At 71.6% G+C, this 21,349-nt stretch carries 20 protein-coding genes; 13 read left to right on the plus strand and 7 right to left on the minus strand.

Going from position 1 to position 21,349, the window contains the following annotated elements; genetic code table 11:
• The first annotated feature begins 181 nt into the window (after window positions 1–181).
• The 4 genes from ACGFXC_RS25610 (at window position 182) to ACGFXC_RS25625 (ending at window position 3,682) form a co-directional block, all read left to right on the plus strand.
• Window positions 182–661 carry an RrF2 family transcriptional regulator gene (locus ACGFXC_RS25610; RefSeq protein WP_393716482.1) on the plus strand — a complete coding sequence of 160 codons (480 nt, stop codon included), beginning with the start codon at window positions 182–184 and terminating at the stop codon, window positions 659–661.
• A gap of 124 nt (window positions 662–785) precedes the next feature.
• Window positions 786–1,985: a globin domain-containing protein gene (locus tag ACGFXC_RS25615; RefSeq protein WP_393716484.1), complete on the plus strand. Its 1,200-nt coding sequence runs from the start codon at window positions 786–788 to the stop codon at window positions 1,983–1,985.
• A gap of 135 nt (window positions 1,986–2,120) precedes the next feature.
• Window positions 2,121–2,711, plus strand: coding sequence for an N-acetylmuramoyl-L-alanine amidase (locus ACGFXC_RS25620; protein WP_393716486.1), 591 nt, complete (start codon window positions 2,121–2,123; stop codon window positions 2,709–2,711).
• Window positions 2,712–2,773: 62 nt separating this feature from the next.
• Entirely contained in the window at window positions 2,774–3,682 is a 909-nt protein-coding gene (locus tag ACGFXC_RS25625) for a 1-aminocyclopropane-1-carboxylate deaminase/D-cysteine desulfhydrase (RefSeq protein ID WP_393716488.1), read from the plus strand.
• 23 nt (window positions 3,683–3,705) lie between these two features.
• Here the strand turns inward: ACGFXC_RS25625 and ACGFXC_RS25630 are convergent, their stop codons facing one another.
• Window positions 3,706–5,286, minus strand: coding sequence for a Na+/H+ antiporter (locus ACGFXC_RS25630; RefSeq protein ID WP_393716490.1), 1,581 nt, complete (start codon window positions 5,284–5,286; stop codon window positions 3,706–3,708).
• 44 nt (window positions 5,287–5,330) lie between these two features.
• Between ACGFXC_RS25630 and ACGFXC_RS25635 the strand changes: the two genes are divergently transcribed.
• The 3 genes from ACGFXC_RS25635 to ACGFXC_RS25645 all read left to right on the plus strand — a co-directional run bounded on the left by ACGFXC_RS25635 (window position 5,331) and on the right by ACGFXC_RS25645 (window position 7,230).
• A complete protein-coding gene (locus ACGFXC_RS25635) occupies window positions 5,331–5,591 on the plus strand; it encodes a UBP-type zinc finger domain-containing protein (RefSeq protein WP_393716492.1) in 261 nt (86 codons plus the stop codon).
• A 215-nt stretch (window positions 5,592–5,806) separates the two neighbouring features.
• Window positions 5,807–6,220, plus strand: a complete 414-nt coding sequence (locus ACGFXC_RS25640) for an anti-sigma regulatory factor (RefSeq protein WP_033218654.1) — start codon at window positions 5,807–5,809, stop codon at window positions 6,218–6,220.
• Between the two features lie 17 nt (window positions 6,221–6,237).
• Window positions 6,238–7,230 (plus strand): RNA polymerase sigma factor SigF, encoded by a 993-nt coding sequence (locus ACGFXC_RS25645; RefSeq protein ID WP_393716494.1) that lies wholly within the window; start codon window positions 6,238–6,240, stop codon window positions 7,228–7,230.
• A 21-nt stretch (window positions 7,231–7,251) separates the two neighbouring features.
• On the opposite strand, the gene ACGFXC_RS25650 is transcribed toward ACGFXC_RS25645, so the two are convergent.
• On the minus strand, window positions 7,252–7,713 hold the full coding sequence (locus ACGFXC_RS25650) for a hypothetical protein (RefSeq protein ID WP_393716495.1): 462 nt from the start codon (window positions 7,711–7,713) through the stop codon (window positions 7,252–7,254).
• Between the two features lie 84 nt (window positions 7,714–7,797).
• Between ACGFXC_RS25650 and ACGFXC_RS25655 the strand changes: the two genes are divergently transcribed.
• Complete coding sequence (locus ACGFXC_RS25655; RefSeq protein ID WP_393716496.1) at window positions 7,798–8,763, plus strand: diacylglycerol/lipid kinase family protein; 966 nt, start codon at window positions 7,798–7,800, stop codon at window positions 8,761–8,763.
• A 320-nt stretch (window positions 8,764–9,083) separates the two neighbouring features.
• Complete coding sequence (locus ACGFXC_RS25660) at window positions 9,084–9,341, plus strand: WhiB family transcriptional regulator (protein WP_004937597.1); 258 nt, start codon at window positions 9,084–9,086, stop codon at window positions 9,339–9,341.
• Window positions 9,342–9,491: 150 nt separating this feature from the next.
• On the opposite strand, the gene ACGFXC_RS25665 is transcribed toward ACGFXC_RS25660, so the two are convergent.
• A complete protein-coding gene (locus ACGFXC_RS25665; protein WP_393716743.1) occupies window positions 9,492–10,961 on the minus strand; it encodes a sensor histidine kinase in 1,470 nt (489 codons plus the stop codon).
• Between the two features lie 850 nt (window positions 10,962–11,811).
• Between ACGFXC_RS25665 and nagB the strand changes: the two genes are divergently transcribed.
• On the plus strand, window positions 11,812–12,597 hold the full coding sequence (gene nagB / locus ACGFXC_RS25670; RefSeq protein ID WP_393716498.1) for a glucosamine-6-phosphate deaminase: 786 nt from the start codon (window positions 11,812–11,814) through the stop codon (window positions 12,595–12,597).
• A 148-nt stretch (window positions 12,598–12,745) separates the two neighbouring features.
• Here nagB and ACGFXC_RS25675 read toward each other — a convergent pair whose 3' ends face one another.
• The 4 genes from ACGFXC_RS25675 to ACGFXC_RS25690 form a co-directional block, all read right to left on the minus strand.
• The gene (locus ACGFXC_RS25675) at window positions 12,746–14,236 is read right to left on the minus strand and encodes a glycoside hydrolase family 3 protein (RefSeq protein WP_393716500.1); all 1,491 of its coding nucleotides are present in this window, start codon (window positions 14,234–14,236) and stop codon (window positions 12,746–12,748) included.
• A 6-nt stretch (window positions 14,237–14,242) separates the two neighbouring features.
• A complete protein-coding gene (locus ACGFXC_RS25680) occupies window positions 14,243–15,079 on the minus strand; it encodes a carbohydrate ABC transporter permease (protein WP_393716745.1) in 837 nt (278 codons plus the stop codon).
• A gap of 59 nt (window positions 15,080–15,138) precedes the next feature.
• Window positions 15,139–16,152 carry a carbohydrate ABC transporter permease gene (locus tag ACGFXC_RS25685; RefSeq protein ID WP_393716502.1) on the minus strand — a complete coding sequence of 338 codons (1,014 nt, stop codon included), beginning with the start codon at window positions 16,150–16,152 and terminating at the stop codon, window positions 15,139–15,141.
• Window positions 16,153–16,320: 168 nt separating this feature from the next.
• Window positions 16,321–17,610 (minus strand): extracellular solute-binding protein, encoded by a 1,290-nt coding sequence (locus tag ACGFXC_RS25690; protein WP_351819596.1) that lies wholly within the window; start codon window positions 17,608–17,610, stop codon window positions 16,321–16,323.
• A gap of 295 nt (window positions 17,611–17,905) precedes the next feature.
• Here ACGFXC_RS25690 and ACGFXC_RS25695 point away from each other — a divergent pair, with 295 nt between their 5' ends.
• The 3 genes from ACGFXC_RS25695 (at window position 17,906) to ACGFXC_RS25705 (ending at window position 21,271) form a co-directional block, all read left to right on the plus strand.
• Window positions 17,906–18,670: a GntR family transcriptional regulator gene (locus ACGFXC_RS25695; RefSeq protein WP_393716747.1), complete on the plus strand. Its 765-nt coding sequence runs from the start codon at window positions 17,906–17,908 to the stop codon at window positions 18,668–18,670.
• Window positions 18,671–18,800: 130 nt separating this feature from the next.
• Window positions 18,801–21,077, plus strand: a complete 2,277-nt coding sequence (locus tag ACGFXC_RS25700; protein ID WP_393716504.1) for a carbon starvation CstA family protein — start codon at window positions 18,801–18,803, stop codon at window positions 21,075–21,077.
• A complete protein-coding gene (locus ACGFXC_RS25705) occupies window positions 21,074–21,271 on the plus strand; it encodes a CstA-like transporter-associated (seleno)protein (protein ID WP_393716506.1) in 198 nt (65 codons plus the stop codon). Before ACGFXC_RS25700 ends, ACGFXC_RS25705 begins: the two co-directional genes overlap by 4 nt.
• The last annotated feature ends 78 nt before the right edge of the window (window positions 21,272–21,349 follow it).

Raw genomic sequence — 21,349 nt, forward strand, 5'->3', positions numbered from 1 at the left:
CAGCACGCATCGTGGTGGGACCATTACACAAAAGGGTGGGACTACTCCGTGTGGGTCTGGGCAACCTACGGAGTTCAACGTCGGGGCGCGGCCGCCGCGCCGCTCCCGCCGGTTCCGGCCATCGCGCCGGATCCGGTCCCCATAACTTGTATCTGCGATGCAAGTTTTCTACGCTGCCGTCATGCGGCTGACCCGATTCACGGACCTGGCGCTGCGCGTCCTGATGCGCCTGGCCGTCGAGGACACGGAGCTCCCCACCACCCGCGAGGTGGCGGCGACCATGGAGGTCCCGTACACCCACACGGCCAAGGTGGTCGCCCGCCTGCAGCATCTCGGGCTCGTCGAGGCGCGCCGGGGCCGGGGCGGCGGGCTCGCCCTGACCGCCGCCGGCCGGGCCGCCCGGGTCGGCGCGCTGGTGCGCGAGCTGGAGGGCGCGGGTGACGTCGTGGACTGCGACGGCGCGACGCCGTGCCCGCTGCGCGGGGCGTGCGTCCTGCGCGGCGCGCTGCGCCGGGCGCAGGAGGCGTTCTTCGCCGCACTGGACCCGCTCACGGTGAACGAGCTGGTGGCGGCCCCGACGGGACCGTTGCTGCTGGGCATCTCGGGCGGATCCGCAGGCCGGGCCGAAAGTCCCGGATTCCAGGGCCGGATGGCCGATTAGCTGCGCCGCCGTGCCCGCCTAGGCTGACCGGGGGAAGCCTTCCGAACGAACGTACGCATCTCGACGGCGCCCTCCGGCGGCCAAAAATACGCATCTCAGATACCAATTAAACGAGGAGTTCCGCATGCTGTCCGAGAAGTCGACCGCGACCGTACGCGCCACCCTGCCCGCCGTCGGGGCCGCCATCGGCGACATCGCGGAGCTCTTCTACGAGAAGCTCTTCGCCGCCCACCCGGCCCTGCTCCGGGACCTGTTCAACCGCGGCAACCAGAACGCCGGGCTCCAGAAGCAGGCCCTCGCCGGCTCGGTCGCGGCCTTCGCCACCCACCTCGTGGCCCACCCGGACACCCGCCCCGACGTCATGCTGAGCCGCATCGCGCACAAGCACGCCTCCCTCGGCGTCACCCGCGAGCAGTACCCGGTCGTCCACCGCCACCTCTTCGAGGCCATCGCCGAGGTGCTCGGCGACGCCGTCACCCCCGAGGTCGCCGAGGCGTGGGACGAGGTCTACTGGCTGATGGCGAACGCCCTCATCGCCCTGGAGGAGCGCCTCTACGCCGAGCAGCGGGTCACCGCCGGCGACGTCTGGCGGGAGTGGACCGTGGCCGCCCGCGTCGAGGAGACGGCGGACTGCACCACCTTCCACCTGATCCCCGCCGACGGGGCGCCCGCGCCCGCCTTCAGGCCCGGCCAGTACGTCTCCGTCCAGGTCGAACTCCCCGACGGCGCCCGCCAGATCCGCCAGTACAGCCTCTCCAGCGCCCCCGGCTCCCCGGTCCGCTCGATCACCGTCAAGCGGGTGCACGGCCCGGCCGCCGGCGGGGGTCCCGACGGGGAGGTCTCCGGCCACCTGCACGCCACCGTCCGCACCGGCGACACCCTGCGCGTCTCGGCCCCGTACGGCGACCTGGTGCTGCGGGACTCCGCCGCCCCGGTGCTGCTGGCCTCGGCGGGGATCGGCTGCACCCCGATGCTGTCGATGCTCGAACACCTCGCCGCCACCGGGCACACCGCGCCGGTCACCGTGCTGCACGCCGACCGCACCCCGGCCGACCACGCGCTGCGCGCGGACCACCGGGCCCTGACCCACAAGCTCCCCGACGCCTCGGCCCGCTTCTGGTACGAGGCCGACGCCGAGCCGGGCGACGCCACCGGCCTGCTCGACCTGGAGTCCGTCCCCCTCGCCCCGGGCACCCTGGCCTACCTCTGCGGCCCCCTCCCCTTCATGCGGTCGGTGCGCGCACAGCTGATCGCCAAGGGCGTCCCGGCCGCCGACGTCCACTACGAGGTGTTCGGACCGGACCTCTGGCTCGCCTCGGCCTGAACCCGCGCCCACTGGCCGGATTCGCTCGCACACCGTACGAAGGCCCTAGCGGCGGAACGGCTGCCTCCACTACACCGGTACGTAACGGTCCGGACACGCAGGGTGTCCGGCACGCACCGCAAGAAGGAGGCGGCCATGTCCGCACCCATGTCCGCTGACCGGTTCCTCGCCGCCTTGCGCGCCGAAGGCCTCACCGTCGTCGAGGTCGGCAACTGGCGCACCCACAACCGCAACCACAAGGGCCCCTGGGGGCCGGTGAACGGAGTGATGATCCACCACACCGTCACCCAGGGCACCGCCTACAGCGTGGAGCTCTGCCGCGACGGGGACTCCGCCCTGCCCGGCCCGCTCTGCCACGGCGTCATCACCAAGGACGGCCGCGTCCACCTCGTCGGGTACGGCCGCGCCAACCACGCCGGCGCCGGTGACGCCGACGTCCTGGCGGCCGTGGTCGCCGAACGGCGCCTCCCCCCGGACCACCACGCCGACACCGACGGCAACCGCCACTTCTACGGCTTCGAGTGCGTGAACCTCGGCGACGGCGAGGACCCCTGGCCGGCCGTCCAGCTCGACGCCATCGCCCGGGCGGCCGCCGCCGTCTGCCGGGTCCACGCCTGGGGCTCGCGCTCGGTCATCGGCCACCTCGAATGGCAGCCCGGAAAGATCGACCCCAAGGGCTTCACGATGGACTCGATGCGCAACCGCGTGGCCGAACGCCTCAAGTGAGCGCACCGCACTGCCCGCCGGTGCCCGGCGGGCAGTCCGGCGACGGACCCCACAATGGACGGGTGAACCGTCCCGTGAACCCCGCCCCGCTGCTCGGGCCGCGCCCGCCGTCCCCGTTGCAGGAGGTCCGCGACGAGCGGTTCGAGCGCCACGGCGTACGGCTGCTGCTGAAGCGGGACGACCTCGTGCACCCGGAGCTGCCCGGCAACAAGTGGCGCAAGCTCGCGCCCAACCTCCGGGCCGCCCTGGCGGCGGGCCAGGACCGGCTCGTCACCTTCGGCGGCGCCTACTCCAACCACCTGCGGGCCACCGCCGCGGCCGGCCGGCTGCTCGGCCTCGGCACGGTCGGCATCGTCCGCGGCCACGAGCTGGCCGGGCGGCCCCTCAACGACTCCCTCGTCCGCTGCGCGGCGGACGGCATGCGGCTGCACTTCGCGACCCGCGCCGACTACCGCCGCAAGGCCGAGCCCGCGACCCTGGCCCGCCTGCTGGAGGCGGCCGGGGCGGCCGCCGCCCACGTGATCCCCGAGGGCGGCAGCAACGCCGCGGCCCTCCAGGGCTGCGCGGAGCTCGGCCGCGAGCTGCGCGGAACCTGCGACGTGGCGGCGGTGGCCTGCGGTACCGGGGGCACCCTGGCCGGTCTCGCGGCCGGCCTGGCCCCCGGCCAGCGGGCGCTGGGCGTACCGGTCCTGGCCGGCGGGTTCCTCGCCCCGGAGATACGTTCCCTCCAGGCGGCGGCCTTCGGCGGCCCGGCCGGCGACTGGACCCTGGCCGAGGGCTTCGACCACGGCGGCTACGCCCGCGTCCCGGCGGCCCTGGACGCCTTCGCCGACGACTTCACCGCCCGCCACGGCCTCCCGGTGGAACGCGTCTACGTGGCGAAGCTGCTCTGGGCCCTGACCGCCCTGGCCGAAGCGGGCACCTTCCCCCGCGGCACCGCCCTCGCGGCGGTCGTCACGGGCCGCCCGTAACCCGCCCCCGGGCGTGGCGCCGCCTACGTCTCCTCCCGGTAGGCGGCCGCCTCCTCCAGGTCCAGCCTGCGCAGCAGCCCCCGCAGCATCTCGTCGTCGATCCGGCGCCGGTCGCGCAGGGACACGAACACCTCCCGCTCGGCCGCGATCATCTCCCGGGCGAGCCGCCGGTAGACGTCGTCCGCCGACTCCCCCGTCAGCGGGTTGACCTCCCCCAGCCGCTCCCACACCGCGTTGCGCCGCCGCTCCAGGACCGTGCGCAGCCGGTCCACCAGCGGCGGCGGCAGCGAGCTGTTCGCCGGGGACTCCAGCAGTTCCGTCAGCCGGTCCTCCGCCGCCCGCGAGGCCTCGCTCTGCGCCTGCGCCTCCGCGAGCGTCTCCGCCTGCTGGTCCTTCACCGGCAGCTTCAGCGCCCGGATCAGCGGCGGCAGGGTCAGCCCCTGCACGACCAGGGTCCCGATGACCGTCGTGAAGGTGAGGAAGAGGATGAGGTTGCGGTGCGGCACGCTCATCGGCACCGAGAAGGCGATGGCCAGCGAGACCACCCCGCGCATGCCGGCCCACCCCACGATCACCGGGGCCTTCCAGTCGGTGTCCGGCTCCCGCAGCCGGATCCGCTCCGAGACCCACCGCGGCACGAAGGTCGCCGGGAACACCCACAGGTACCGGGCCGCGACCACCGCGAGGAACACCACCAGCGCGTACCCCGCCGCGGCGAGGCCCTCGTACTCGCCCAGCCCCGTGAGGACCACCGGCAGCTGGAGCCCGATCAGCGCGAAGACCACCGACTCCAGCACGAAGGCGACGACCTTCCACACCGCCTCCTCCTGGAGCCGGGTCGCGAAGTCCACCTGCCAGTTGCGGTGCCCCAGGTACAGCGCGACCACCACCACGGCCAGCACCCCCGAGGCGTGCACCCGTTCGGCCGCCGCGTACGCCACGAAGGGGATCAGCAGCGACAGGGTGTTCTGGAGCAGCGGCTCCGTCAGGCGCTTGCGCAGCTGGTGGATCGGCACCATCAGCAGCAGACCCACCCCGATCCCGCCCACCGAGGCCAGCAGGAACTCCGCGATCCCGCCCGCCCAGCCCGCGCCGGTCCCCACCGCGGCGGCCAGGGCCACCTTGTAGGCGGTGATGGCCGTGGCGTCGTTCACCAGGGACTCGCCCTGCAGGATCGTCGTGATCCGGTTCGGCAGCCCGAGCTTGCGGGCGATCGCCGTCGCCGCGACCGCGTCCGGCGGGGCGATCACGGCGCCCAGCACCAGCGCCACCGGCGGCGTCAGCCCCGGCACCACCATGTACGCCACCCACCCGACGGCCAGCGTCGCGAAGAGCACGTACCCCACCGACAGCAGCGCGATCGGCCGGGCGTTGGCCCGCAGGTCCAGGTACGAGCTGTCCACGGCGGCCGTGTGCAGCAGCGGCGGGAGCAGCAGCGGCAGCACGATGTGCGGGTCGAGGGCGTACGAGGGCAGCCCCGGCACGTACGCCGCGATCAGTCCGACGGCGACCAGCAGCAGCGGCGCGGGCACCGGCGTCCGCCGCGCCAGCCCCGCCACGGCGGCGCTCCCCGCCACCAGCGCCACCAGCGGCAATACCTCCATGCCGATCCCATCCCCACTCGTCGCCCGCCCGTACGCTGGCCATCATGAGCGAGTGCACCCACGTTGCCGAACTGCCGCGCCCCGAGCCTGTCCCGCATGCGCCGACCTGCCCGGAATGTGAGGCGCTGGGGAGTCATCCCGTGCAGTTGCGCATGTGTCTCCAGTGCGGGTACGTGGCCTGCTGCGACTCCTCCCCGTACCGGCACGCCACCGCGCACCACGAGGAGACCGGGCATCCGGTCATGCGCAGCTTCGAACCGGGCGAGAGCTGGCGGTGGTGTTTTGTCCACGGTTCGATCGTCTGAAGCGGGGTAGGTCAACCCTCCGCCGGTTCCCCCGAATTGGGCCCGCACACCCCTAGCCACTGTGCGTACCCGAGGGCTTACCATCAGTCACCTGACCGGGGCAGGCCCGGCCCGGGCGCTCCCCGGACGGGCGCCACGAGGGGTGCCGCGACACGATCGCCCGGATCGCGATAGCGTCACCGGCGAACAGAGCTCGTACCACCTTGGAGGTGAGGGTGTCCCAGATCGCAGGCGAGCCCGGGACCCAGGACTTCGTGGAAGTCCGGCTGCCGGCTGCGGGTGCCTACCTGTCGGTGCTGCGAACGGCCACGGCCGGCCTCGCGGCACGTTTGGACTTCACCCTCGACGAGATCGAGGACCTCCGCATCGCGGTGGACGAGGCCTGCGCGATCCTGCTCCAGCAGGCCGTGCCCGGCTCCGTCCTCAGCTGCGTCTTCCGGCTGATCGACGATTCGCTGGAAGTGACCGTGTCGGCACCGACCACCGACGGGCGCGCCCCGGAGCGCGACACGTTCGCGTGGACGGTCCTGTCGGCGCTGGCCGGCAAGGTCGAGGCGACGGTCGAGGAGAACAAGACAGTGAGCATCAGCCTCTACAAACAGCGCGGCGCGGGGCCAGGCCCGGCGTGAGCGGCGGGGAGATCCCGGTGCGGGGCGGGGATCGGCCCCGGGTACGGCACGAGGTCGACGGGGGCATCCCGGAACAGCAGCACGCCCGGCCGCACCCGGCTGACGCGGATGCGGAAGACGGCTTTTTGGACTCGGCGGAGCGACGGGCGGGCCCTATGAGCGAGAACCAGCACGAGGAACCACAACCATCACAGCCACCGGCGGCCGCCGCCACGGCCCCGGCTCCGGCTCCGGCTCCGGCCGCACTGCCGGACCCGCGGGACCGCAGCGGCGCGCGGGCGCTGTTCTTCGAGCTGCGCGAGCTGCCCGAGGGCTCGCCGCAGCGGGCGGAGCTGCGCAACCGGCTGGTCCGGATGCACCTGCCGCTGGTCGAACACCTGGCGCGGCGGTTCCGCAACCGGGGCGAGCCGCTCGACGACCTCACCCAGGTCGCCACCATCGGCCTGATCAAGTCGGTGGACCGGTTCGACCCGGACCGCGGTGTCGAGTTCTCGACGTACGCCACGCCCACCGTGGTCGGCGAGATCAAGCGGCACTTCCGCGACAAGGGCTGGGCGGTACGGGTGCCACGGCGCCTCCAGGAGCTGCGGCTCTCGCTGACCACGGCCACGGCGGAGCTGTCGCAGCAGCACGGCCGCTCGCCCACGGTGCACGAGCTGGCGGAGCGGCTGGGGATCTCCGAGGAGGAGGTGCTGGAGGGTCTGGAATCGGCCAATGCCTACAGCACGCTCTCCCTGGACGTGCCCGACACCGACGACGAGTCCCCGGCCGTCGCGGACACGCTGGGCTCGGAGGACGAGGCCCTGGAGGGCGTCGAGTACCGCGAGTCCCTCAAGCCGCTGCTGGAGGGGCTCCCGCCGCGCGAGAAGCGCATCCTCCTGCTCCGCTTCTTCGGCAACATGACCCAGTCGCAGATCGCACAGGAGGTCGGCATCTCGCAGATGCACGTCTCGCGCCTGCTGGCCCGCACCCTGGCCCAGCTCCGCGAGAAGCTCCTCGTGGAGGAGTAGCCGGGAGGTGAGGCCCTCGGGCTATCGGGCCCCGTCCGCGGGCCCGATTCCGAGCGCCTCGGTCGCCGTCGGGTTCACCAGGAGCGCGGCGACGGCCACCGCGGCCAGGGCCAGGGCGACGGCGGCGAACCGTACGGCGCCGCCGGTGTTCCACAGGGTCCAGGCGACGGGCAGCGCCATCAGCTGGGTGATCAGTGCCGGGCCGCGGCTCCAGCGGCGGCCCCGGCGCAGTCCGCGCGCCGCGACCAGCGGGAGCACGGCGAGACCGAGCAGGGTGATGCCCCCGGTCTCGGCCTGCTGCGGGGAGTCGGGGCGGCCGGCGATGCCGACGAACAGCATGTAGACGCCGAGCCCGGCCAGGGCCAGGCCCTCCACGGCGGTGAGCACCGCGGCGGCGGTCAGCCGTCCGGGCAGCGGCGCCGCGGGTGCGGCGTCCGAGGGCGTCGGGGCGGCGGGGGTGCGGGGGGTCGGCTGTCTGCTCACCCCAGCAGCGTAGTCGGGTGCCGCCGGGCGCCGACGGTACGGTCGATAGCGATCGCATATGACGGGGTGGGTACTCTGGCGCTCATGCGTGCACTTCTCGTGGCCAACCCAGCAGCGACGACCACCAGTGCGCGCACGCGCGACGTCCTGACCCACGCGCTGGCCAGCGAGATGAAGCTGGAGGCCGTCACCACCGAGTACCGGGGGCACGCCCGCGACCTGGGGCGCAAGGCCGCGCACGACGGCGTGGACCTCGTGGTGGCGCTGGGCGGCGACGGCACCGTGAACGAGGTCGTCAACGGTCTGCTGCACGAGGGGCCCGATCCGGAGCGGCTGCCGCGGCTCGCGGTGGTGCCGGGCGGCTCGACGAACGTGTTCGCCCGCGCCCTCGGACTGCCGAACGACGCGGTGGAGGCGACCGGCGCCCTGCTCGACGCCCTGCGCGAGCGGCGCGAGCGCACGGTGGGCCTGGGTCTGGCCGCGGGGACGCCGGGGACCGAGGACGAATCGGTACCGGCCCGCTGGTTCACCTTCTGCGCGGGCTTCGGCTTCGACGCGGGCGTGGTGGGGCGGGTCGAGCAGCAGCGCGAACGCGGCAAGCGTTCGACGCACGCACTGTACGTACGACAGCTGATGCGGCAGTTCTGGGACGAGCCGAACCGCCGGCACGGGACGATCACCCTGGAAGCGCCCGGCGCGGATCCGGTGACGGACCTGGTGCTGTCGATAGTCTGCAACACCTCGCCGTGGACGTACCTCGGCAATCGTCCGCTTTATGCCTCTCCCGAGGCGTCGTTCGATACCGCGCTTGACGTATTGGCGCTCGACCGTTTGTCAACTCCGGCGGTCGCCCGGTACGCCACGCAGCTCCTGACCTCGACTCCTGAGCGCGGTCCGCACGGCAAGCATGCGGTGTCTCTGCACGATCTGACCGACTTCACCTTGCATTCGAAGGTTCCGCTCCCCTTCCAGATGGACGGGGACCACCTCGGGCTGCGCACCAGCGTTCGGTTCACAGGCGTACGCCGGGCACTGCGTGTGATTGTGTGAGTGGAAGGGCCCAAAGTCCTTTCACTCGAACGTTTACACGCCGGTCCACCCCTAGGAACTAGGGCTGTGACCTAGTCGACACCGACGAATCCAAAAAAACTTTCCGGAAGGGGTTGTATCCCCGTCCGAGGTTTGCGAATCTCTACATGGCGATCGGGACAGCCCGCAGAACCCGGCACCCATACAGACCGCCAGAACCCCTCCACGAATCTTCGGACCCCACCAGGCAACTGGGGGTCGGCCCTTCCCTCACGGGGGGATTCGTGAAAGCGTTCACATTCACAAGCAACCTGCCCGCAATACAAGGAGATGGAGCAGCCATGGACTGGCGTCACAACGCCGTTTGCCGCGAGGAAGACCCCGAGCTCTTCTTCCCCATCGGCAACACCGGTCCTGCGCTGCTGCAGATCGAGGAAGCCAAGGCCGTCTGCCGCCGCTGCCCCGTCATGGAGCAGTGCCTGCAGTGGGCGCTCGAGTCCGGTCAGGACTCCGGCGTCTGGGGCGGTCTCAGCGAGGACGAGCGCCGCGCAATGAAGCGCCGCGCCGCTCGCAATCGGGCGCGCAACGCCACCGCCTGACATCGACTTTCGAGCCTCGAGCCGCAGCGCGTAGTAACCGTATAAGCGCTCAGCAACGTGCTCTTGAGCCCCGGACCGAGAACCTTCGGTCCGGGGCTCAGTGCTGTTCTCGTCACCTTGCGTGACGGAGCGGGGGGCGGCGGGCGCCGGCTACTTCTGCGGGCTCGCCGGTATGTCGAGCACGACCCGGGTGCCGCGCGGCTCGGCGCGGACCATGTCGAAGGTGCCGCCGAGCTCCCCCTCCACGAGGGTCCGTACGATCTGCAGCCCGAGGTTGCCCGCCCGCTGGGGGTCGAAGCCCTCCGGCAGGCCGCAGCCGTCGTCGAGCACCGTGATCAGCAGCCGGGCATCTGCGCGGCCGGTGCCGGAGCGGGCCGCGGACACCTCGACCGTGCCGCCCTCCCCCTGGGTGAAGGCGTGCTCCAGGGCGTTCTGGAGGACCTCGGTCAGCACCATCGACAGCGGTGTGGCGACCTCAGCGTCCAGGATCCCGAAGCGGCCGGTGCGCCGGCAGCTCACCTTGCCGGGCGAGATCTCGGCGACCATCGCGATCACGCGGTCGGCGATCTCGTCGAACTGGACGCGCTCGTCGAGGTTCTGGGAGAGGGTCTCGTGCACGATCGCGATCGAACCGACGCGCCGCACCGCCTCGTTGAGCGCCTCGCGGCCGGTCTCCGAATCCATCCGCCGGGCCTGGAGCCGCAAGAGCGCCGCCACGGTCTGGAGGTTGTTCTTCACCCGGTGGTGGATCTCCCGGATGGTCGCGTCCTTGGTGATCAGTTCACGTTCGCGACGGCGCAGTTCGGTCACGTCGCGGCACAGGACGAGGGAGCCGATCCGGGTCCCCTTGGGCTTGAGCGGAATGGCGCGCAGCTGGATGACCCCGCCGTTGCCCTCGACCTCGGTCTCCCTGGGGGCCCAGCCGCTCGCCAGTTTGACGATCGCCTCGTCCACCGGGCCCCGGGTGGGGGCCAGTTCGGAGGTGGTGGTGCCCAGGTGCTGGCCGACCAGGTCCGAGGCGAGGCCGAGCCGGTGGTAGGCGGAGAGCGCGTTGGGGGACGCGTACGTCACCACGCCGTCGGCGTCGAGCCGCATCAGGCCGTCGCCGGCGCGCGGGGAGGCGTCCATGTCGACCTGCTGGCCGGGGAAGGGGAAGGAGCCCGCGGCGATCATCTGGGCGAGGTCGGAGGCGGACTGGAGGTAGGTCAGCTCCAGCCGGCTCGGTGTACGCACGGTGAGCAGGTTGGTGTTGCGGGCGATGACGCCGAGCACCCGGCCCTCGCGGCGCACGGGGATCGATTCGACGCGGACCGGAACCTCCTCCCGCCACTCAGGGTCACCCTCGCGCACGATGCGGCCCTCGTCGAGGGCGGCGTCGAGCAGCGGGCGGCGGCCGCGCGGCACCAGGTGGCCGACCATGTCGTCCTGGTACGAGGTGGGGCCGGTGTTCGGCCGCATCTGCGCGACCGAGACGTACCGGGTGCCGTCGAGGGTGGGCACCCAGAGCACGAGGTCGGCGAAGGAGAGGTCGGAGAGCAGCTGCCACTCCGAGACCAGCAGGTGGAGCCACTCCAGGTCGGTTTCACTGAGAGCGGTGTGCTGGCGTACGAGGTCGTTCATGGAGGGCACCCGGCGAGCGTACCCCGGGTACGGGGATGACTTTTCCCACGGCCGATACCCAGGAGTACCCAGGAGGGGCCCTGTCCGCGTACTGTTGGAGGAAGTGACGGGATTGCGGACCGCGTCATTGGATGGACAGAACAGATTGGTCTAGTCCACAATTGCATCAGGCTTCCGCCCTCCCCGCACAGGAGGACGGATAGAGGTAACCGCGCGCTCTGCCCTGACCGCGCAGGCACCTCCCAACCGGCCGTCGGGAACCGCACACCCGTCGGGCGGCAAGTACTCCGGGCTACGGTGCCGGGCGGGCTGAGGGTCCCGTCCAGCACCGTGGCCCAGAGGAAATGATCCGTCGCGGAACGTGTGCGGCGCGGGTCGAATTCCCTGATCGAATTCCCCGCCCGTCGCGATGAATGGCCGCGGAATTTCCCCACCGTCCGGATAGCGCCGCCGCCCGGCCGCCGTCCACCGCCGCCCCGCCGCCCGGCGGGGACCGCGGGCCGGGCGCGCACCGCCCCGCCCCCACCGCCTCCGGCCCTCGCCGGGCCGCCCCCCGTCGCCCCCCTGCCGCACCCGCGTGCGCAGGCCGCCGCCCGGCGGGACGGCGCCCGGCGCGTCCCGGGCTGCCCCCAGTGCGCCCTCCAGAGCGCTCTCCGGCCCGCCTGCGGCCACTCCGGGCGCCCGCTGCGCGTCCGCCGCTCCCGGCCGGGCGGGCGGGCGCGAACGGGACCACCATGGATGTGGACCGGATGCGGATCGATGCGGCACGGGCCCGCCACCGACGGGCAGGCTCTGCTAGATTGGTCTATACCACAAGTGTCCACACCCCTCTCAGATCGGCAGGCCCCGCGTGGAAGTTGTCATCGTCCCGGACGCCAAGGCAGGCGGCGAGCTCATCGCGGAGGCCATGGCCGCCCTGGTCCGCCGCAAGCCCGACGCCCTGCTGGGCGTGGCGACCGGCTCGACCCCGCTGCCCATCTACGAAGCCCTCGCCGCCAAGGTCGGGGCCGGCCAGGTCGACGCCTCCAGGGCGCGGATCTGCCAGCTCGACGAGTACGTCGGCCTGCCGGCCGGGCACCCCGAGTCCTACCGCGCCGTCGTGCTGCGCGAGGTCGTCGAGCCGCTCGGGCTGACGGAGGCCTCCTTCATGGGCCCCGACGGCTCCGCCGCCGACGTCCAGGCCGCCTGCGTGGCCTACGACCAGGCGCTCGCCGCCGCGGGCGGGGTGGACCTCCAGCTGCTGGGCATCGGCACGGACGGCCACATCGGCTTCAACGAGCCCTGCTCGTCGCTGGCCTCCCGCACCCGGATCAAGACGCTCACCGAGCAGACCCGCGTCGACAACGCGCGCTTCTTCGACAACGACATAGAGCAGGTGCCGCACCACGTCATCACCCAGGGCATCGGCACCATCCTCGACGCCCGCCACCTGATCCTGCTGGCCACCGGCGAGGGCAAGGCCGAGGCCGTCGCGCAGACCGTCGAGGGGCCGCTGTCCGCGCTGGTCCCCGCCTCCGCGCTGCAGCTGCACCGGCACGCCACGGTCGTCGTGGACGAGGCGGCCGCCTCGAAGCTGAAGCTGGCCGACTACTTCCGCCACGCCTTCGCCAACAAGCCGGCCTGGCAGGGCCTGTAGGCGCGAGGCGCTCCCCCGCGCACCGGCGTACGGCGAAGGGCCGGGCCCCCCTCCACGGGGGCCCGGCCCTTTCCTCATGCCCGTCCGGGACGGACGGCGCCGGGCGACCCCCGTGACGGGTGCCCGGCGCCGCGACCCGGTCCAGCCCCTAGCCCCCGGTGCCGGCCGCGATGACCTCGGCGGCGGCCTGCCCGCAGACGCGGGAGGCGCCGTGGGTGGCGACGTACAGGCCGCCGCGCGGCTCGGCGCGCGGCAGGCCCATCTCGACGACCACGGTGTCGGGCCGGGCCGCGACCAGCGCGTCCAGGACCTCGGTCATCCAGGGGTGGCGATGGGCGTCGCGGACCACGGCGACGACCGTGCGCCCGCCGGCGTCGGCCAGTACCCCGGCCGCGCCGGAGCCTTCGGGGTAGACGCCCGACTCCGTGCCCGGGACCAGGGCGGCGAGCTCCGCGGCCACCCCCCACGGGGTCTCGTCGCCCACCGCGATGTTCGCGACGGGGGCGAGCGTGGCCACGTACGGGGCGGACACGGGGGCCGCCGTGCCCGAGACGAGCAGCGCGCGGCGGGCGGCCGTCAGGCCGATGCCGGACGCGCGGCCCCCCTCCGGTCGCGCGTCCGGCCGTGCCCGGCGGGTCCATTCGGCGAGGGCACGCACCCGGGCGGCGGCGTCGGCGAGCCGTTCCTCCGGGAGCGTGCCCTCGCGTACGGCGGCCACGAGGGCGTCCCGCAGGGCGAGGACGGTCCCCTCGTCGGCCAGTCCCCCGCCGACGCAGATCGCGTCGGCGCCGGCCGCGATGGCCAGCACCGAGCCGCGCTCGATGCCGTACGTCCCGGCGATGGCGTTCATCTCCATGCCGTCGGTGACGATGAGGCCCTCGTAGCCGAGCTCCTTGCGCAGCAGGCCGGTCAGGATCTGCGGGCTGAGGGTGGCCGGGCGGGTCGGGTCCAGGGCGGGCACCAGGATGTGCGCGCTCATGACGGCCTTGCTGCCCGCCTCGATGGCCGCCTTGAAGGGGACCAGCTCGCGGATCTGGAGGGTGTCCAGGTCCACGTCGATGCGGGGCAGCGCGTGATGGGAGTCGACGTTGGTGTCGCCGTGGCCCGGGAAGTGCTTGGTGCAGGCGGCGACGCCGGCGGCCTGGAGGCCCTCGACGTACGCGGCGGTGTGCCGGGCGGCGAGCGCGGTGTCGGCGCCGAAGGAGCGGACGCCGATGACCGGGTTGTCGGGGTTGGAGTTGACGTCCGCGGACGGCGCCCAGTTGAGGTTGACCCCGCACTCGGCGAGACGGCGGCCCAGCTCGCGGGCCACCTCGCGGGTCAGCGCGGTGTCGTCGACGGCGCCGAGGGCCAGGTTGCCGGGGAAGGAGGACCCCTCCCTGACCTCCAGGCGGGTGACGTCGCCGCCCTCCTCGTCGATGGCGACGAGGACGTCGTCCCGCTCGGCGCGCAGCTGCGCGGTCAGCGCGGCGAGCTGGCCGGCGGAGACGATGTTGCGGCCGAACAGACCGACGGAGGCGAGGCCTTCGCCGACCAGGCGCAGCACCCAGGCGGGGGCGGTGGTGCCCTCGAAGCCGGGCTGGAGGACGGCGAGCGCGTCCCGGGTCAGGGTGTCGGTGTGGTGCGCAAGGACAGTCATGGGCCGTTATCCCTTCACGGCGCCGGCGGTCATGCCGCCGACGGCCTTGCGCTGGAGGAAGATGAAGATCAGCAGGACCGGTACGGCGAACAGCGAGGACGCGGCCATGGTGGCGCCCCAGTCGTTGCCGAAGGCGGTCTTGAACTGGGTCAGCCACAGCGGGAGGGTCTGCGCGGTCTTGTCCTTGTTCAGGATCAGGACCATCGCGAACTCGTTCCAGGCGGTGATGAACCCGAAGAGCGAGGTGGACATCAGTCCGGGGGCGAGCAGCGGGAAGATCACCTTGCGGAAGGCCTGGCCGCGGGTGCAGCCGTCGATCTGGGCGGCTTCCTCCAGGGTCACCGGGACGGCGGCGATGAAGCCGCGCAGGGTCCAGATGGTGAAGGGCAGGACCATCACGAAGTAGATCGCGGTGAGCAGCGGGAGGCTGTTCAGCATCTCGCTGTCGCGGGCGATCATGTACATCGCGATGACCATGACCTCCCAGGGGGCCATCTGCGCCATCATCACGGCGAGGACCATGCCCTTGCGGCCCCGGAACCGCATGCGGGCGATGGCGAAGCTCGCGGCGAGGGCGACGAGCAGGGCCAGCAGGACGGCGCCGACGGTGACGACGAGGCTGTTGGTGACGTACGTCCAGAAGTTGTGGACGCCGGTGGCCTTCTGGAAGTTGTCCATCGTCGGGGTGAAGACGAAGACCGGGTCCTTGGTGAGGATCTCGCTCGACGGCTTGAGGGCCGAGGCGAACATCCAGTAGACCGGGAAGAGGAAGAGGAGCGCCAGCAGCAGGGCGCCGAGGTTCTTGGCGACGGTGCCGGGCCGCAGCGGCCGGCGGGTGCGCAGCTGCTGCGCGGGCCGCTGGGTCGGGGCGGACGGGGCCGGCTTGGCGGCGGTGGTGGTGCTCACTGCTCCTCCTCCTGCTTCAGGATCAGGCGGAAGTAGAAGGACATGATGACGATCAGGATCAGGATCGTCAGGACGGAGATCGCGGCGGCGAGGCCGTAGTGCGACTGGCTCTGGCCCTCGACGTAGGCGAAGACCGGGAGGATCTCGGAGGCGCGGTCGGGGCCGCCCTTGTTCATGGCGTAGACCTGGGTGAAGGCCTTGAACACCCAGATCACCTCCAGGAAGGTGGTGATCAGGAAGAAGGGCTTGAGCTGCGGGAAGACGACCCGCCAGAAGGTCTGCCAGCCGTTGGCGCCGTCCATGCGGGCGGCCTCGTACAGTTCGGCGCCGACGGTGGTCAGCGCGGCGTACATGTTGAGGGCGACGAAGGGGATGGAGCCCCAGACCACCAGGACGGTGACGATCGTCAGGGTGGACAGGCCGGTCTCGAACCAGTTGTGCTGCTCGTAGCCGGAGAAGCCGGCGGTGCGCATCACCCAGTTCATGACGCCGAACTGCTCGTCGAACAGCCAGTAGAAGACCTGGACCGAGGCGACGATCGGCATGGCCCAGGCCATCACCAGCGCCATCGACAGGACCAGGCGCATCTTCTTGCCGAGCTTGTTGAGCAGGATGCCGATGAGGCTGCCGATCGCCATGATCAGGACGACGTTGGCGAGGGTGAAGCCGAAGCTGCGCAGGACGACGGTCCAGAAGTTCGAGTCGCCGAGCAGCTGGGTGTAGTTGTCGAAGCCCGCCGAGGGGTACTTGCGCTGGATGAACTCGATCTTGTTGATGTCCTGGAAGGACAGGATCACGTTCTTGATCAGCGGGTACACGAGCAGGACCAGCATGCTGAGCGCCGCGGGCGCGATCAGCAAGTAGGGCAGCCACCCCGTGGGGAGCGGCTTTCTGCCCCCGCGAGGAGACGGATGACGGGGGCCGGGGGCAGGCGCGTCGGGCCGTCCGGCGGACTTCTGTGGTGCGTCCTTCGGAACGGTCGGCGCCGCTCCCTGGGAGTGCACGGTCATGTCTGGGCTTCCTCGCGGTTGACTGTGGAGTCAAATGCGCGACCGGGGGCGCGGCGGGCGCTGCGGGGCGCCTGCCGCACCCCCCGGTGCGATCACACTGCCGGCTGCTGCGGGTGGTACCGGTGACGCGGTGCTGGGTGCCGCGTCACCGGGTGCTGCGGGGCGGGACTACTTGTTGATGCGGTTCGCGATTTCCTTGTCCGCGTCCGCGCCCGCCTTGGCGGCGTCCTCGCCCTTCAGGACCTTGGTCATGAACTCCTTGATGGGGTTCGGCTCGGTCTCGACGTTCGCCCAGCCGGCCGTGACCGGGGTGATCTTGCCGGAGACGGAGGCCTTGGCCATGGCCTCGGCGAAGGAGCCCGGGGCGGCGGCGAAGTTCGCGGCGGCCTGGTTCGGGAGCAGGGCGCCCTCGGTGGCGGCGGCGTACTTGGTCATCTGCTCCTTGCCGGAGGCGAGGGCGAGCCACTCCTTGGCGAGCTCCTTGTTCTTGGAGCGCTCGGCCACGGCGAGGTTCGAGCCGCCGAGGAAGACGGAGCCCGGCTTGTCGGCGGTCTTGCCCGGGATCGGGAAGTAGCCGAAGTCGCCTTCCTTGCCCGCGTCCTTCAGGGCCTTCAGCGCGCCCTGGGCCTCCCAGCCGAGACCGATCCAGGACGAGACGCCGCCCTTGGGAACGATGTCGGTGGACTGCTGCGGGGTGGCCTCGTCCTTGTCCTTGGGGGCGGTGGAGTAGGACTGGAGCTTCTTGTAGAAGTCCATCGCGGAGGCGGCCTGGGCGGTGCCCAGCTGCCCCTTCCACTTGCCGCCGTCCTTGACGGCGAGGTCGCCGCCCTCGTCCCAGACGAAGCCGGCGAGGATGTACCAGCTCTGGCCGGGGAGGTAGATCGGCTGCGAGGCCGGGTCCGAGGCCTTCAGCTTCTCCAGGCCGGCCACCCACTCGTCGCGGGTCTTCGGCGCGGTGATGCCGGCCTTCTCGTAGGCCTTCTTGTCGTAGATGACGACGCGGTTGGCGGCGTACCACGGAGCGGCGTAGAGCTTGCCGTCGACCTCGGCGGAGGACAGCATGCCCTTCGACCAGGCGTCGGCGCCGAGCTTGGACTTGTCGCCGGAGAGGTCGGCGAGGCCGCCGGTGACCGCGTAGCCGACGGTCTGGGTGTTGCCGAGCTCCAGGACGTCCGGCGGGGTGTTCTCGGAGAGGGCGGTGGTGACCTTCTCCTGGATGCCGGTCCACTTCTGCTCTTCGACCTTGACCGTCACACCGGGGTGCTTGGCCGAGAACTCCTTGTTGACCTCGTCGATCCAGGCCTTCGGAGCGGAACCGTCCATCACCCAGACGGTGATTTCCTTGGCCGCGCCACCCGACGCGTCGGCCTTCGCCTTGTCGTCGCCGCCGTTGCCGCACGCCGCGACTCCGACCATCATGCCCACGACACCGACCGCCGCAATGAGCTTGCGCTTCACGCCACCCTCCTCAGGGGGATGCTGCCTGCAACTTCCCTCGCCCGCCGCGGTGACGTACGTACCAAGTACTGCCCGTGGGGCCGGGATCCGATCCATATTGGTTTAGACCAGTACCCGGAGCTTGGCCTAGACCTTTAGGGGTGTCAAGGGTCTAATGAGCGGGTGCTCGGTCCGTTATCGGACCGACACCTGGGGGAGGGAGGAGGCCTGTCCTCCCTCCCGTGTCACGATGTGACCGCACATATCGGAGGAGCCGGTGACGGCAGCGAAACTGGAGTCGGGAAGGCGGGCGGCGATGGCCACCGAAGGGGCGAGCGCGGAGCCGGAAGGCGGGGCGGCCACTCGCACGGCACGCGTGCCCAAGTACTACCGGCTCAAGCGGCACTTGCTCGACATGACCGAGACGCTCCCCCCGGGCACCCCCGTGCCGCCGGAGCGCACCCTCGCGGCCGAATTCGACACCTCCCGGACCACGGTCCGGCAAGCCCTCCAGGAGCTCGTCGTCGAGGGCCGCCTGGAGCGCATCCAGGGCAAGGGCACCTTCGTCGCGAAGCCGAAGGTCTCCCAGCCCCTGCAACTCTCCTCGTACACCGAGGACATGCGCGCCCAGGGCCTGGAGCCGACCTCCCAGCTCCTGGACATCGGCTACGTCACCGCCGACGACACCCTCGCCGGACTCCTGAAGATCACCACCGGCGGACGGGTCCTGCGCATCGAGCGGCTGCGGCTGGCCAGCGGCGAGCCCATGGCGATCGAGACCACGCACCTGTCGGCCAAGCGCTTCCCCGCGCTGCGCCGTTCGCTCGTCAAGTACACCTCCCTCTACACCGCCCTCGCCGAGGTGTACGACGTCCGCCTCGCGGAGGCCGAGGAGACCATCGAGACCTCGCTGGCCACCCCGCGCGAGGCCGGACTGCTCGGCACCGACGTCGGCCTGCCGATGCTGATGCTCTCGCGGCACTCGCTGGACGCCGACGGCGAACCGGTCGAATGGGTACGTTCGGTGTACCGCGGCGACCGTTACAAGTTCGTAGCCCGTCTCCAGAGGCCCGCCTTGTAGAAGACGGTTGACTCCCGTTCGACCCCCGGTGGACGCTCGTACCGCTATGCGGACGGGGGCTTACGTCCACCGGTCGGGCCCCCGTAGATTCCCTGCGCTTACGCAGATGATCAACGAGGGGACGAGGATCATGCCGGAACCGGAAGCAACAGGGACAGATCGGGCGCCAACCTCCGGGAACGCGGCGGGTCCAGGCGTCCGGCCTGGCTCGCCGTCCCCGTCGGGCGGCCCGTCGGATTCCCCGGCGAGCGGGCTCACCCCGCGCTCCATCGCCGTCTGGGTGGGCGTGGCCCTCGTCGGGGCCATCGGCTGGGGCGTGCTGGCGCTGTCCCGCGGCGAGGAGATCTCGGCCGCCTGGCTGCTCGCCGCCGCACTGGGCTCGTACGCCATCGGGTACCGCTTCTACGCGCGCTTCATCTCGGACCGCGTCCTGAAGCTGGACAAGACCCGGGCCACCCCCGCCGAACGCCTCGACAACGGTGTCGACTTCCACCCCACCGACCGTCGCGTGCTCTTCGGCCACCACTTCGCCGCCGTCGCCGGCGCGGGCCCGCTCGTCGGCCCGGTGCTCGCCGCGCAGATGGGCTACCTGCCGGGCACCATCTGGATCGTCGCGGGCGTCATCTTCGCCGGCGCCGTCCAGGACATGGTGACGCTCTTCTTCTCCACCCGCCGCGACGGGCGTTCGCTCGGCCAGATGGCCCGTGACGAGATCGGCCCGGTCGGCGGGGCCGCCGCCCTGCTGGCGGTCTTCGTCATCATGATCATCCTGCTGGCCGTGCTCGCCCTGGTCATCGTGGGCGCGCTGGCGCACTCGCCGTGGGGCGTCTTCTCCATCGGCATGACGATCCCGATCGCCCTCTTCATGGGCGTCTACCTGCGCGTCCTGCGACCGGGCCGGGTCACCGAGGTCTCCGTCATCGGCGTCGCCCTGCTGCTCCTCGCGATCGTGGCGGGCGGCTGGGTCGCGGAATCCTCCTGGGCGGAGTTCTTCACCCTGGAGAAGGAGACGCTGGTCATCTGGATGGTCGCGTACGGGTTCATCGCCTCGGTGCTGCCGGTGTGGCTGCTGCTCGCGCCGCGCGACTACCTCTCCACCTTCATGAAGGTGGGCACCATCGGCCTGATGGCGATCGGCGTGGTCATCGCGATGCCGACGCTGCGGATGCCCGCGGTCACCGACTTCGCCGCGCGCGGCGACGGCCCGGTCTTCGCCGGGTCGATGTTCCCCTTCGTCTTCATCACCATCGCGTGCGGGGCGCTGTCCGGCTTCCACGCCCTGGTCTCCTCCGGCACCACGCCGAAGATGATCCAGAAGGAGACCCAGGTCCGGGTCATCGGCTACGGCGCGATGCTCACCGAGTCCTTCGTCGCCATCATGGCCGTGATCGCCGCCTGCATCATCGAGCCCGGCCTCTTCTTCGCCGTCAACTCCCCCGCCGGCGTCATCGGCACCACCGTGCAGACCGCCTCCGAGGCCGTCACCCACTTCGGCTTCGCCATCAGCCCCGAAGCCCTGGCGCAGGCCGCCAAGGACGTCGAGGAGACCAGCCTGCTGTCCCGTACGGGCGGTGCGCCGACCTTCGCACTCGGGATGTCGGACATCTTCTCCTCCGTGATCGGCGGGTCCGGGATGAAGGCGTTCTGGTACCACTTCGCCATCATGTTCGAGGCCCTCTTCATCCTGACCACGGTCGACGCGGGCACCCGCGTCGGGCGCTTCATGCTCCAGGACACCCTGGGCAACGTGCACAAGTCCTTCAAGGACGTCAGCTGGAAGCCGGGCGTCTGGGCCGCGAGCGCGATCGTCGTCGGCGGCTGGGGCTACTTCCTGTGGGTCGGCGTCAAGGACCCGCTGGGCGGCATCAACCAGCTCTTCCCGCTGTTCGGCATCGCGAACCAGCTGCTCGCCGCCGTGGCCCTCGCCGTCTGCACCACGCTGCTGGTGAAGTCGGGCCGGCTCAAGTGGGCCTGGGTCACCGCCGTCCCGCTCGCGTGGGACGTGGCCGTCACCCTCACCGCGAGCTACCAGAAGGTCTTCTCCGAGGACGTCAAGGTCGGCTTCTTCGCACAGCGCGACAAGTACCAGGGCGGCATCGACGCCGGGAAGGTGCTGCCGCCCGCGAAGAACATGGACGAGATGCACACCGTGGTCACCAACGCCACGGTCGACGGCGTCCTGTCGGCGCTGTTCGCCGTACTGATCCTGATCGTGCTCGCGGACGCGGCCCGGACCTGCTTCAGGGCCGTCGCCGACCCGGGCTCGGTCAGGCTCTCCGAGGTCCCCTGGTCCGAGTCGAGGATCGTCGCCCCGGCCGGCCTGCTCGCGACCCCCGAGGAGAAGGCCGAGCTCGCCGCGGCCGGTCTCGACAGCGGCGGCGGCCGGGTCGGGGAGCCCGTCCGGTGAGCCGCGTCCGCGCGGCGCTGGCGAAGACGCGTCACTACGTACGGGAGTTCTCGGGCGAGGCCGCCTACGACCGCTACGTCGCCCACGCCCGCTCCCACGACCCGGACGCCGAGGTGCTGACCCGGCGGGCTTTCGAGCGGGCCCGCACCGACTCCCGCGAGGCCGACCCCCGCGAGGGCTTCCGCTGCTGCTGAACGCACGCCGCTGAACACACCGTCGCGCACGCACCGAAGGGCCGCCCCGACTCCCCCCGCGGGGAGCGGGCGGCCCTT

Source organism: Streptomyces sp. NPDC048507 (assembly GCF_043199995.1).
Lineage (GTDB): Bacteria > Actinomycetota > Actinomycetes > Streptomycetales > Streptomycetaceae > Streptomyces.

Excerpts from the sequence above, each read along its gene's own strand:
- ACGFXC_RS25620 (WP_393716486.1), top strand. The coding sequence starts at position 2,121 with ATGTCCGCACCCATGTCCGCTGACCGGTTCCTCGCCGCCTTGCGCGCC.
- ACGFXC_RS25635 (WP_393716492.1), top strand. The coding sequence starts at position 5,331 with ATGAGCGAGTGCACCCACGTTGCCGAACTGCCGCGCCCCGAGCCTGTC.
- ACGFXC_RS25665 (WP_393716743.1), bottom strand. The coding sequence starts at position 10,961 with ATGAACGACCTCGTACGCCAGCACACCGCTCTCAGTGAAACCGACCTG.
- ACGFXC_RS25630 (WP_393716490.1), bottom strand. The coding sequence starts at position 5,286 with ATGGAGGTATTGCCGCTGGTGGCGCTGGTGGCGGGGAGCGCCGCCGTG.
- ACGFXC_RS25685 (WP_393716502.1), bottom strand. The coding sequence starts at position 16,152 with ATGACCGTGCACTCCCAGGGAGCGGCGCCGACCGTTCCGAAGGACGCA.
- ACGFXC_RS25695 (WP_393716747.1), top strand. The coding sequence starts at position 17,906 with ATGGCCACCGAAGGGGCGAGCGCGGAGCCGGAAGGCGGGGCGGCCACT.
- ACGFXC_RS25655 (WP_393716496.1), top strand. The coding sequence starts at position 7,798 with ATGCGTGCACTTCTCGTGGCCAACCCAGCAGCGACGACCACCAGTGCG.
- ACGFXC_RS25610 (WP_393716482.1), top strand. The coding sequence starts at position 182 with ATGCGGCTGACCCGATTCACGGACCTGGCGCTGCGCGTCCTGATGCGC.
- ACGFXC_RS25615 (WP_393716484.1), top strand. The coding sequence starts at position 786 with ATGCTGTCCGAGAAGTCGACCGCGACCGTACGCGCCACCCTGCCCGCC.
- ACGFXC_RS25660 (WP_004937597.1), top strand. The coding sequence starts at position 9,084 with ATGGACTGGCGTCACAACGCCGTTTGCCGCGAGGAAGACCCCGAGCTC.
- ACGFXC_RS25700 (WP_393716504.1), top strand. The coding sequence starts at position 18,801 with ATGCCGGAACCGGAAGCAACAGGGACAGATCGGGCGCCAACCTCCGGG.
- ACGFXC_RS25675 (WP_393716500.1), bottom strand. The coding sequence starts at position 14,236 with ATGACTGTCCTTGCGCACCACACCGACACCCTGACCCGGGACGCGCTC.